10 protein-coding genes are annotated in these 11,535 nt (G+C 66.1%); 3 read left to right on the top strand and 7 right to left on the bottom strand.

The features are described from left to right. The first annotated feature begins 197 nt into the window (after positions 1-197). The 3 genes from A9762_RS02835 (at position 198) to A9762_RS02825 (ending at position 3,447) form a co-directional block, all read left to right on the top strand. Positions 198-1,121: a LysR family transcriptional regulator gene (locus A9762_RS02835; protein ID WP_240493425.1), complete on the top strand. Its 924-nt coding sequence runs from the start codon at positions 198-200 to the stop codon at positions 1,119-1,121. A gap of 99 nt (positions 1,122-1,220) precedes the next feature. Next, positions 1,221-2,678 carry a TAXI family TRAP transporter solute-binding subunit gene (locus A9762_RS02830; RefSeq protein WP_069340537.1) on the top strand — a complete coding sequence of 486 codons (1,458 nt, stop codon included), beginning with the start codon at positions 1,221-1,223 and terminating at the stop codon, positions 2,676-2,678. 265 nt (positions 2,679-2,943) lie between these two features. Further along, positions 2,944-3,447, top strand: a complete 504-nt coding sequence (locus tag A9762_RS02825) for a GNAT family N-acetyltransferase (RefSeq protein ID WP_240493424.1) — start codon at positions 2,944-2,946, stop codon at positions 3,445-3,447. A gap of 23 nt (positions 3,448-3,470) precedes the next feature. Here A9762_RS02825 and A9762_RS02820 read toward each other — a convergent pair whose 3' ends face one another. Genes A9762_RS02820 through A9762_RS02790 form a run of 7 tightly spaced genes read right to left on the bottom strand, consistent with a single transcriptional unit; the run spans position 3,471 to position 11,502 of the window. Further along, on the bottom strand, positions 3,471-4,220 hold the full coding sequence (locus A9762_RS02820) for a glutathione S-transferase (RefSeq protein ID WP_069340536.1): 750 nt from the start codon (positions 4,218-4,220) through the stop codon (positions 3,471-3,473). 13 nt (positions 4,221-4,233) lie between these two features. After that, complete coding sequence (locus tag A9762_RS02815; RefSeq protein ID WP_083253576.1) at positions 4,234-5,277, bottom strand: PleD family two-component system response regulator; 1,044 nt, start codon at positions 5,275-5,277, stop codon at positions 4,234-4,236. Between the two features lie 40 nt (positions 5,278-5,317). Beyond that, positions 5,318-6,325: a chemotaxis response regulator protein-glutamate methylesterase gene (locus A9762_RS02810; RefSeq protein ID WP_069340535.1), complete on the bottom strand. Its 1,008-nt coding sequence runs from the start codon at positions 6,323-6,325 to the stop codon at positions 5,318-5,320. Continuing rightward, positions 6,322-8,805: a hybrid sensor histidine kinase/response regulator gene (locus tag A9762_RS02805; protein ID WP_069340534.1), complete on the bottom strand. Its 2,484-nt coding sequence runs from the start codon at positions 8,803-8,805 to the stop codon at positions 6,322-6,324. Before A9762_RS02805 ends, A9762_RS02810 begins: the two co-directional genes overlap by 4 nt. Then, on the bottom strand, positions 8,802-9,470 hold the full coding sequence (locus tag A9762_RS02800) for a chemotaxis protein CheW (RefSeq protein WP_069340533.1): 669 nt from the start codon (positions 9,468-9,470) through the stop codon (positions 8,802-8,804). The genes A9762_RS02805 and A9762_RS02800 overlap by 4 nt, the downstream gene beginning before the upstream one ends. Beyond that, positions 9,467-10,951, bottom strand: coding sequence for a CheR family methyltransferase (locus A9762_RS02795; protein ID WP_069340532.1), 1,485 nt, complete (start codon positions 10,949-10,951; stop codon positions 9,467-9,469). The genes A9762_RS02800 and A9762_RS02795 overlap by 4 nt, the downstream gene beginning before the upstream one ends. Beyond that, complete coding sequence (locus tag A9762_RS02790; protein ID WP_083253575.1) at positions 10,948-11,502, bottom strand: chemotaxis protein CheW; 555 nt, start codon at positions 11,500-11,502, stop codon at positions 10,948-10,950. The genes A9762_RS02795 and A9762_RS02790 overlap by 4 nt, the downstream gene beginning before the upstream one ends. Positions 11,503-11,535: the final 33 nt, after the last annotated feature.

Genomic DNA, 11,535 nt, shown 5'->3' with positions numbered 1-11,535 from the left:
CGCGGAGTATTGCACCGACGAAATTTCGCACCCATGACGCAAACCACGTCAGAATGTTGCTTTCAAGGCAACAGTTGCGGGTATCCGGCTATCGGCACGATGTCTGTATCGATAGCAAAAACCAACGTCGATTCAAGGACTTGGCAATCCAATCCGCCCATTCGCCTGAACCTGGCAGTGAAACAACGGTGAAACCAATGATGACCGGCGATTCATGGATGGACGACATCGGCGAGCGTCCGCTCAAATACCTGGCCGAAATTGCCGCGACCGGCGGCGTGCGCATGGCCGCCGAATCGCTCGGCGTGAACCCCTCGGTGGTCAGCCGTCAGATCGCGGCGCTGGAGCGACGTCTGCGCTTCCCGCTCATCGAGCGACGCGGACGCAATGTGAGCGTCACCGAAATCGGTCAGGTACTCATCGATTACTACCGCGACGGCCAGCGCCGCCAGCGCGATCTGTCGGCGCGCCTGGAGGAATACCGGCATCTGAAGCGGGGACGGGTGGCGATCGGCGTGGGCGAGGGCTTCATCGGGCGGCTGATCGCGCAGGCGTTGCAGCGCTTCTCGATGAGCTATCCCGACATCCTCGTCGAGATCCGCTCCGGTCCCACACCGGCGGTGCTCTCGCTCGTGCGTGACGACGTGGTCGACATCGGCCTGTGTGCGCGCTCCGAGGACGACCCGGCCATGCGCATCCATCCCTTCGCGGCGAAGGCGCTGTGCGCCGTGGTCGCCCCCACGCACCGATTCGCGAAGATGACCAGCGTGCCGCCATCGGAACTGGTACACGAGCGGCTCATCTTCATGACGGAGGCACACGGCGTGCAGCATTTCGTGCACTCGGTGCTCGATACCGCCCGGCTTAATGTGACGCCCGCCTACCGCGTCGACCTGTTCAATACGGCGCAGACGCTCGCCGCCGCCGGTCTTGGCGTGGCGTTCATGTCGGCGATCACGGCGCGACGCGGCATCGAACTCGGCGAACTGGTCGCGGTGCCCATCGATCATCCGATTGCTGCGGGGTTCTCCAGCCAGATGATGACCCGCGTCGGACGCCGTCTCTCGCCCGCGGCCGATCACCTCTGGAAGCAGCTCGCACAAAGTCTCGCCAATCGCTGAGCCCCCCGGACGCCCCGCCGTTTTGGTCCGGCACTGAAAAGGGTGTCCGTAGATGGCGTATGATCGGCCGGGTGTTGGACAAGCCCGCCTGATCAAGTAATGACGACTGACTCGAACCAACCCGCCCACCGGCGACTCCGCGCGCGCTTCGTCGCGATTTCCTGGCGAGATCTCGCCGTCTCCTTCGGCCCCGTGGTCCTGATCGCGATTGCGGCCATCTGGCTTGCCGTGTGGCTCGTACAACCGGCGCCGCCGCGCACCGTCACCATCAGCGCCGGACCGGAAGGCAGCTCGTTCTGGAATGCGGCGCAGCGATACAAGACCATCCTCGCGCGCGATGGCATCACCCTCAATGTGCTGCCATCGGAAGGCTCGCGTCAGAACGTCGAGCGTCTTGCCGACGAGCACCAGAACGTCGATCTCGGCCTCGTGCAGGGCGGCGTGTCGCAGGGCCTCGATACCGACGGCCTCGTGTCGCTGGGCAGCATGTTCTACGCCCCCATTTCGGTGTTCTATAGCGGTCCGCGCGTCACCAAGCTCTCGGACTTCGCCGGCAAGCGCATCGCCATCGGCCGCGAGGGCAGTGGTGCACGCGCGCTGTCGCTGACGTTACTCAAGGCGAACGGCATCGAGCCGGGCGGCACGACCACGCTCACGGCCTACGACGGACAGGAGGCCGCGCAAGCGCTGATCGACGGTCGCGTCGACGCCGCCATGCTCACCGGCGACACCGCCACCGGCCCGACGATGGGCAAGCTCATCCGCACGCCCGGTGTCCGGCTGATGGACTTCGCACAGGCCGACGCTTATACGCGCCGCTTTACGTATCTCAACGTGTTGACGTTGCCGCGCGGGGTCTTCGACCTCGGACGCAACCTGCCCGCCCAGCCGGTGCACGTCATCAGCCCGACGGTCGAGCTCGTCGCCCGGGAAAGTCTGCACCCGGCGCTGTCCGATCTGCTGATCGAGGCCGCGCGCGAAGTGCACGGCAAGGCGAATCTGCTGCAACGTGCGGACGAGTTTCCGTCGTCGCAGGTGCACGAATTCCCGATCTCGGACGACGCCGCGCGTTATTACAAGTCGGGCAAGGGATTCCTTTACCGGCATCTGCCGTTCTGGATTGCAAGCCTTGCTGACCGGATCGTCGTGCTGCTCGTGCCGATCATCGTGGTGCTGATCCCGGCCTTCCGGCTGGTGCCGTCGCTGTATAGCTGGCGTGTGAAGTCGCGGTTGTATCGCTGGTACGGCGCGCTCATCGCGCTGGAACGCGAGGCGCTGGCGGACAACGCCCACACGGAGTATCAAAACCTGCGGCACCGGCTCGACGCTGTGGAGGCCGCCGTCAACCGGCTGAAGATTCCGCTCGCCTATGCCGACCAGTTCTACGTGCTGCGTGAACACATCGGCTTCGTGCGGCAACGCCTCGACGCCATGAACGCTGAGCCCGTCGCCCCCGCCGGCGACGCTGTCCTACGTGCCGGCGGCGTCCCCGCCGCGCCCGCTGAAGGTGACGACGGCGACGGCAAGACGGGCGGGCAACGGTCGAAAGACGCATGACGCTCATCTCAAAGAAAGGCTTATGCGATTCATAATCGACACAAGCTTTTCTTATGACAAAGGTCGGCGCACACTACTGACATTCGCGGACCGGAGCGCCGGTCCGTCTTGACATCCCATGCTCCGGTTCGCTCGTATGTCGTCGCCTGACACCTCTCATCCGTCTCATTCCCCGGCATCGTCTTCGTCGACGGATGCGCCCGACACAGGGGCTTCGCGTCGCATCGGCACCGAACTTGCGCGCAGCGCTTGCACCGTGCGGCCTGTGCGTGACGACGATTTGCCCGCCATCACGACCATCTACGCCCACCATGTGCGTACCGGTTCCGCGTCGTTCGAAGAAGTCCCACCAGACGAAGCGGAGATGCGCGCGCGCTGCGCAAAGGTACGCGACGCCGGTCTGCCGTATCTCGTCGCCGAACGCGACGGCAAGGTGCTGGGATTCGCGTATGCCACGCACTACCGTCCGCGCTCGGCGTATCGGTTCACGCTGGAGGATTCGGTGTACATCGCCCCCGACGCTATCGGGCAAGGTGTCGGCCGCGCATTGCTGCTCACCCTCATCGCGCGTTGCGAAGGCGGCCCGTGGCGGCAACTGATCGCGAATGTGGGCGACAGCGGCAATCAGGCGTCGCTCGCGCTGCACGCGGCGTGCGGTTTCGAGCATGCGGGCATGCTCAAGTCCGTCGGCTTCAAATTCGGACGCTGGGTCGACACCGTGCTGATGCAACGCCCGCTGAACGCCGGGGATACGACGCTGCCGGAGTGATCACCTGATCGCCTGATCGCGCATCAAAACGGCGAGGCGCGATCCAGTTCCTTGTAGTGACGGAAGATGCCGGTGGTGTTGAACGCGATGCGCCGGGACGACGTCAGATACGCCGCGATCAGCGGCTCATCCGCGACGGCGTCGCGCACCGCCTGACAGCGAGGAAACGCCCTGGCAAAGCCCGACATGGCGCGCGGAAACGCGTAATACAGTCCCTCGATCACCTGAAACAGCGACAAGTCGGCATACGACATCGCGCCCTCCGACAGCCATCCGCCCGCGCTCGGGTTGTTCGCCAGTACACGTTCGAAATAACCGAAGAATTTCGGCAGACGGTAGTCGATCAGATCGGCCGTGCGCTTGCGCGCCTCCGCACGCTGGTTGCTGTAATAAAGACGGCTGGCGATGGGATGATGGCCGTCGTGCACCTCGGCGACGAGGTCGGCAAGCGTGAGTTGCAGTTGATTGACCCAGCGGCGCGCACGCGGCGACTCGCCGACCAGACCCAGCAGCGGTCCGAGATAGGCGAGGATGTTCGCGGTCTGCCCGATCAGCTCGTCACCCGAAGCGTGGCGCACACGCAGGAAGGGCGGGGCGTAGGGCGGATCGACGCAGCCGGGATCGTCCATCGTGTGCAGAAGCCCGTCGATGCCCTGCCCGGGTTCGTCACCCTGAACAATCTCCACATACGGTGTGCCGCTGGCCTCGAAGGCGAGGCGGACAAACTCTCCGCGCCCTTGCAGGCCCGGCCAATAGAACAGCTCGAAGGTCATGCACCCTCCTGGCTCAGGAAGCGCCTGGCTGCATCTCCACGCGATTCTTGCCCTGCTGCTTGGCGCGGTACAGCGCCAGATCCGCCGACTCGATCAACGAGGTCGACGCCATGTGCGTGCGCGGCACCAATGCCGCGCCGCCGAGACTGATCGTCACATGCCGGCCGTTGGCCGAGCCCACATGCGCAATCGCCATCGCTTCGATCTGCGCGCGCACCTTCTCCGCAATCGCCGCCGCCCCGCTGGCCGACGTATTCGGCAACACCATCACGAACTCTTCACCGCCGAAACGCGCCGCCAGATCCGCCGGACGCGACGCCGCGTCGGCGATCGTGCGCGCCACGCGACGCAGCACATCGTCACCGGCAATGTGCCCGTAGGTGTCGTTGTAGATCTTGAAGTTGTCGACGTCGATCATCAGCAACGCCATCTCGCGCTGCTCGCGCAAGGCACGGCGCCACTCTGCACCGAAGTACTCGTCGAAGTAACGACGGTTGGCGAGTCCGGTGAGGCCGTCGGAATGCGTGAGCCGTTGCAGCTCCAGATTCGTCTCCAGCAACTGCTGCTGACTCTCGCGCAGCGCACGATAGGCTTCGTCGCGTTGCAGCAGGTTCATGTAGGAGCGCGAGTGGTAACGAATGCGGGCGACCAGCTCGATGGTGTCGGGCAGCTTGACCAGATAGTCGTTGGCGCCCGCCGAGAAGGCTTCGCGCTTGATCGTCGACTCTTCCTTCGTGGACAGCACGATGATCGGAATGTCGCGAGTGAGCGGACTGGCGCGGTACTGACGCACGAGCGAGAGGCCGTCGGTGCCCGGCATGACGAGATCCTGAAGAATGACCGTCGGGCGGGTCTGTTCGGCCACACGCAACGCGTCTTCCGGATTCGAGCAATAGTGGAAGTCGATGTTCGGCTCGCCGGCCAGCGCGCGGCGGATCGCTTCGCCGACCATCGCCTGATCGTCGACCAGCAGCACCATGGCGGACGATTCGCTCAGGCTGCTCTCGCTGCCGATCGGCTGCGGGTCCGGGTTAGGTTGGCGCGGGGTTGTCGTCATCGTTGTTCGTCCCTCTGATTCTTTCATCTCGTTATTCTGCTCACACGGTGCCGAATAGCGTCACCAATTGTGGCGCAATGCTCGGCAGCGGCAGAATCTGCGAGGCCGCACCCGCTTCGGCTGCCGCTTTGGGCATGCCGTACACCGCACTCGTTGCGCGGTCCTGCGCAATCGTAATGAAACCCTGCGTGCGCATGGCGCCGAGGCCTGCGGCGCCGTCGCGCCCCATCCCGGTCAGCAGCACGCCGACCGCCCGCGAGCGCCAGTACTCGGCCACGCTGCCGAGAAACACATCGATGGACGGACGATACACCGCATCTCTGGGTTCGTCGGTATACACGCAGCGCCCGCTCGCGTCCACTCGCAAATGCCGGTTGCCGCCCGCGAGCAACACCGCCCCGGCGACCGGGCGCTCTCCCGCCTCGACCAACCGCACCTTGAGCGGCGTCTGCTGGTCGAGCCACGCCGCCATGCCCGGCGCGAAGGCATCGTCCACATGCTGTACGACGATCACACCCGCACCGAAGTTCGCCGGCAGTCGCCCGAGCAACGTGGCCAGCGCTGCCGGGCCGCCCGCCGAGGCGCCGATGGCCACAAGTGCGTCAGTGCCGGTCGAGACACGCGGCGGGGCGCTCGTCTGCGGCACCCGCGCATCGGCCTGCTGTGCGGCAATTGCTTCGATCTTGGCGAGCAGCGACGACGCAGGACGTGCGAGGTCCGACGTCCCCAGCACCGGCGTGTCGACCGCGTCGACCGCGCCTGCGCCCATCGCGTCGTACACGAGGCTCGCGTGATGACCCACGTCGGACGTCACGATCAGAATCGGACACGGTGTGCGGCGCATGATCTCGCGCGTGGCGGCCACGCCATCCATGACCGGCATGACGAGATCCATCAGTACGAGATCGGGCGGCACGGGTGAACACATGCGTACCGCCTGCTCACCGTCGTGTGCGACCCAGACGACCTCCAGACCCGGTCGCTGCGCGAGCGTACGACGAAGGGCTTCTACTGCGATGACTGAATCGTTGACGATGCCGATTCTCATGACCCCGACTCCCCGATGAGATCCACGACAGCGCGCAACAACGCGTCGTCGTGGAAGCTGCCCTTCGCGAGGTAATAATCGGCACCCGCATCGAGTCCGCGCTGTCGATCTTCCTCACGATCCTTGTATGAAACGATCATGACCGGCAGTTCCGCCGTGCGCGCATCGCGCTTGATCAGGGTGACCAGTTCGATGCCGTCCATGCGTGGCATGTCGACGTCTGTGATCACCATGTCGAACGTCTCGCTGCGCACCGCGTTCCAGCCGTCCATGCCGTCTACCGCCACACTCACGTCGTAACCGCGCGCCGCGAGCAACTTGCGCTCCAGCTCGCGCACGGTCAGCGAATCATCGACGACGAGCACCCGCTTGCGTGAGCGCCCGCTCGTCTGCGCCGCCCGCATCGGCAACCGTTCCAGCGACCCCATCTCCACGGCCTTGGCAATCGAGCGCACCAGATCGGCCGTGTCGATGATGAGCAACGGCGAGCCGTCTTCCGCCAGGGCCCCCGCAGCGATGTTGGGCACCTTGCCGAGCCGGGCGTCGAGCGGCTGCACGACCAGCATACGCTCGCCGAGGAATTTATCGACGGCTAAACCGTAGCGTGCCTCGCCCTCGCCAAAGACCACGACCGGCTGATCGCCGGAGACGCCCGATGGCTCTGTGCCGCACAGCACCTGCTGCGCGCTCACGAGTCCGATTTGTCTGCCGTCCAGCGTGAAATGCGGGCGGCCTTCGAGCATGTCGATATGCTCCTGCGGCAACGCCAGCGTACACGACAGGTTCGCAAGCGGCAGCGCGTACGGCTCCCCGGCGACCTCGACGAGCAGGCTGCGCACCACCGAAAGCGTCAGCGGCAATTGCAGAATGAACTTCGTGCCGCGCCCCGGCGAATGTTCGATACGCACCGTGCCACGCACCATCGCCACCATCGCGCGCACGGCATCGAGGCCGACCCCGCGCCCCGACACATCCGTGACCGTGTCGCGCAGCGTGAAGCCCGGCAGCATCAGGAATTCGAGCAGTTCGTCGTCGTCCAGACGCTGCGCGGTGTCCGGCGCGACCAGTCCCCGCTTGACGACAGCGTCTCGCACGCGCGCGATGTCGATACCCGCGCCGTCGTCGGCCACGCTCACGAGCAGCAGCCCCGCACTGTGGCGCGCGCTCAGGGTAATGACGCCCTCGGAAGGTTTGCCCGCAGCCACTCGCCCCTCCGGACTTTCCAGCCCGTGGTCGACGGCATTGCGCAGCAAGTGTCCGAGCGGCGCTTCGAGCTGGTCGAGAATGTCACGGTCGACCTGCGTATCGGCACCACGAATTTCGAGTCGCGCGGGCTTGCCGAGCGAGCGGCCCAGATCGCGCACCATGCGGGCGAATCCGCCGAGGCGATCGTCGATGGGCCGCATACGACACGCGAGCGCTTCGTCATACAGTCGCTGCGAGAGTTGCGTCGAGCGTCGGTCGAAGTCGTCGAGTTCGTGAATCTGCTGCGCCAGCAACTGTGCGCCCCCGCCCAGCGCGCGGCGAAGATCCGCCAGCGCCGAGAGCATCGCCTGACGGTCTTCGTCCGAACGGTCGGCCACTTGCGCGAGCGCCGAACTCACGCGATCCAGCGCATCACCCGCCTCGTGCTGATGACGCTTGAGGCGCTGCAACGATTGGGCGAACGGTTGCGACCAGCGCGACGCCACCAGCGCCTCGCTCGACAGTCGCAACAAACGATCGAGGTTGTCCGCCGAAACGCGCAGCGCGCGCGTGGCGTTGTCCGAGGCATCGGTGTTGCCCGCGGTGTCGGCACCGCCCGGCGCATCGAACGTCTCGCGTTTGCCGATCGTGTCAGGTGACGGGGACAGCGATGGGGATGGTGATAGCGACTGCGTCTGTGAAGAAGGTGTCGAGGTGGACAGCATCGACGTAGACACCGGCTGCGGTGCCGTCGGCGCCATTGGCGACATCGTGCCGTCAGCGCGGGCGGGGGTCTCGTCAGCGTCACGGGTCGACAGGCCATAGCTGGCGTAGTCGAACGCATCCGGCGCTTCCGACGATGCCGCGACTTGTGCGCCATCGCCTGCAAGCGACGCCAGCGTTTGCGTGAGCGCGCTCACAAAGGTGTCGATCTCCGCGCGACCGGCGCCTTGCGCCCAGTTCGGATCGCGCCCCGGCGGATGCGCCAGACGCATCAACAAATCCACGCCCTGCAACAGCCGGTCGATGATCGGCACGTCAAGCACGAGCGCACCGCGTTGTGCGGCAACGAAGGCGTCTTCAAGCACGTGAGCGAGCGACACCCCCGCTTCCACGCCGACGATTCGCGCAGCGCCTTTGAGCGAGTGTGCCGCCCGCATGCAGGCTTCGAGCCGGGACGCATCGGTCGGGGCGCGTTCGAGCGCAAGCAGCCCGTCGCCGAGCACTTGCGCCTGCGTCTCCGTCTCCATACGGAACAGGTCGAGCAGCGTGGCGTTTTGCAGATCGTCGCTCATGCGAGGCTCCGGTCGAACGCCGCGCCCACGCGCAATGGGTCGAGCACGCCGACGATATGGTCGCGCCACGGCAGCACTGCCACGGCAAACCCATCCGACGCACCCAGCGCCGTCGCGGGCACCGGCCCCAACGCCGTACTCGCGGGGGTGACCGTACCGTGCACCTCCGTTACGGGAAACGCGCTCAGGTGATGCCCATGACGCAACGCCAGCAATCGTGCCGTGCTCGCGCGCAGGGTGTTTGTGGCAGACGTCTGCGTTTGCGGTGCAGGTTGCACGCCAAGCAGTTCGCCGAGCGACAGGCACGGCACGAGCGCGCCACGCAGGTTGACGAGTCCGAGCAACGCGCGCTGACGATGCCCCGGCACCGAATGCCAGCCACGCATCGGCGCGACTTCTTCGATCGTGGCGGCAGGCAGCGCGAGCCATTCGTCGGCGAGACGGAAAACCAGCAGCGACGTGCCGCGCACCATTTCCTGTCCGTCAGCCTTGGCACGCCACGGCGTAGGATCGACAGGCACGACCGGCAGACGGTCGAGCAGTTCGGCGGCTTTGCGGTGCAGCGAACCGGCGGCCGATGTACCGGGAGATCCGGGCGACCCGACAGTGTGGGGGCGCTCGCCGGACACGGGACCGGCGTCAGGCGCAAATTCGTGATCGGTCATCGATGTCGTGTCCCGTGGCGATGCCTCTGGTCATGCGATTCGGAAGTCGTCGTAGTGTTCGTCGCGTTGCGTTCGGCACGTTCGGCTCTGTCGGCGCGCTCCAGCAAACGTTTCGCGCCCGCCGCATCGCCACGCGCATCGAGCAGCGCGGCGCAGTGAACGAGCGCTTCGTAGTGTCCCGGGTCGAGATACAACGCGCGACGGTAATGAATGAGCGCACCCTGCGCGTCGCCGCGAGCGTCCTCGACCAGCCCCAGCAGATATTCCGCCTGTGCGTTGGCGCGGTCCGACGCGAGTACGGCGCGACACAACGCGACGGCATGCACGAAGTCGCCGGCATCGGCGGCAGCCCCGGCTTGCGCCAGTTGGGCGGCAAGGTCGGCGCGGGCGGCGGCATCGATACTCTCGAACGCAGCGGGTCTCGCCGGTTCCGGTGACGCAGCGCTGGGTGGCGCGAAAGATCGAACGCTCGACGCGGCCGCCGCTGCTGCGGCTGGGGCGACATGCGTCACATGGGCCACTTGCACCGCGTGCGTCGGCCGGTGTTGCGCGATGGCGTCGACGGGGCTGTGCGGCGCGCTCGCATGGAAGGTCTCGAGCGTGCCCGTCGGGCGCGACGTCCCGGCCGGCGGCACCTTCACGTCGCGCACCGGCCCGGCAACACGGAACGAAAACGCCTGCACGTGCCCGGTCGGCGCCAGCCCGTTGCTGGTGAGCGTACCCCCCTCGGCCGGTCCGGCGAAAAGCGTCGCGCCCATGCGCATGAGCTGTTCGAGCGCCGCGATGGCACGACGCTGCCCGTCGCGATCGAAATAGATCAGCACGTTACGGAAGAAGACGAAATCGAACGTGCCCAGCCGGTCGACGAGCGACGTGTCGAAGAGATTGCCCGCGTGCCAGCGCACCTGCGAACGCAGGGCGCCGATGACACGGAAGTTCTCTTCCTCCTGAGTGAAATAGCGGTCGCGAAACAGCATCGTGCCCGGCGGGCCGCGAAACGAGTTGCGCCCGTAGCGCCCTTCGCGCGCCACGGCGAGCGCACGCTCGCTGATGTCGAGCGCATCGATGGTGAAGTCGTTCGCCGCAAATCCCGCGTCGAACATCGTCATCGCCATCGAATAGGGTTCTTCGCCGGTCGAGCACGGCAGACTCAGCAAGCGGAGGGGCTGCGCTTCGCGCGGGGTGCCGCGACGCGACGCGCGCGCCTCCTGCACCATCTGGGTCAGCGCCGTGAACGCTTCGCGATGCCGGTAGAACCATGTTTCGGGCACCACGATCGCTTCGATCAGCGCCTGAAGCTCCTGCGGCGATTGTTGCAGCCGCTGCCAGTAGCGCGAGTAGGGCGGCGTGTCCTGCATCTCGGCGGAGAGGGCGGCAAGACGTGCACGCACCGCGCGTTCGATGGCATTGACGCCGAGCGTTTCGGCATCGAGTCCCATCGTGTCGCGCAGCAAACGTTCGATGTCTTGCACGTGACTCATGACGATGCCCTCGCTGCGTTGACTTCGTTCGCCTCGCCGGCCCCGTCCGAGTCACCGTCGGCGGCAGCGGCATCGGCCGCCTCATCCGCCAGTGCATCCTTCGCGGCGTCGAACAGAAGCGCACGAGCGTCGTCGCTCAGCAACTGGTCGATGTGCACCCACTGCACGAGCCCGTCTTCCGTATCGAGCACCGGGCCGAGATAGCGGCCCTCGGGCAGATCGATGCCGCTCGACTTGAAGGCGGCGGCATCCGCGCGCAAGGTATCGGTCGCCCGCTCGACAAGCACGCCGAGCCGCCGTGCCTGCGGGCCGGGCGCGGGGTAGTGCACGAGCACCAGTCGCGTCGAGCGTCGCTCGGGCGCGCCGTGCCCCGTGGCCAGACACGTCAGATCGATGACCGGGACGGATTCGCCCCGGTAGCTGAACGCCCCCGCGACCCAGGCAGGCGCCGCAGGCAGGCGCTTGAGCGCCAGCCACGGCAGCACCTCGGCCACATGACTGGCCTCGATGACGTAATGATCGGTCGCGATAGCAAAACGCAGGAACAGCATGTCGGTGTCCGCGAGTGACGACGAGGGTACGGT

The organism is Pandoraea sp. ISTKB, assembly GCF_001721285.1.
GTDB lineage: Bacteria > Pseudomonadota > Gammaproteobacteria > Burkholderiales > Burkholderiaceae > Pandoraea > Pandoraea capi.
Note: the sequence above shows the minus strand (reverse complement) of the source record. Positions and strands in the feature narration are given on the sequence as shown.

Bases quoted from the DNA above. Each gene is read 5' to 3' on its own strand.
- A9762_RS02835 (WP_240493425.1), top strand. From the start codon at position 198: ATGATGACCGGCGATTCATGGATGGACGACATCGGCGAGCGTCCGCTC.
- A9762_RS02830 (WP_069340537.1), top strand. From the start codon at position 1,221: ATGACGACTGACTCGAACCAACCCGCCCACCGGCGACTCCGCGCGCGC.
- A9762_RS02820 (WP_069340536.1), bottom strand. From the start codon at position 4,220: ATGACCTTCGAGCTGTTCTATTGGCCGGGCCTGCAAGGGCGCGGAGAG.
- A9762_RS02815 (WP_083253576.1), bottom strand. From the start codon at position 5,277: ATGACGACAACCCCGCGCCAACCTAACCCGGACCCGCAGCCGATCGGC.
- A9762_RS02810 (WP_069340535.1), bottom strand. From the start codon at position 6,325: ATGAGAATCGGCATCGTCAACGATTCAGTCATCGCAGTAGAAGCCCTT.
- A9762_RS02805 (WP_069340534.1), bottom strand. From the start codon at position 8,805: ATGAGCGACGATCTGCAAAACGCCACGCTGCTCGACCTGTTCCGTATG.
- A9762_RS02800 (WP_069340533.1), bottom strand. From the start codon at position 9,470: ATGACCGATCACGAATTTGCGCCTGACGCCGGTCCCGTGTCCGGCGAG.
- A9762_RS02795 (WP_069340532.1), bottom strand. From the start codon at position 10,951: ATGAGTCACGTGCAAGACATCGAACGTTTGCTGCGCGACACGATGGGA.
- A9762_RS02790 (WP_083253575.1), bottom strand. From the start codon at position 11,502: ATGCTGTTCCTGCGTTTTGCTATCGCGACCGATCATTACGTCATCGAG.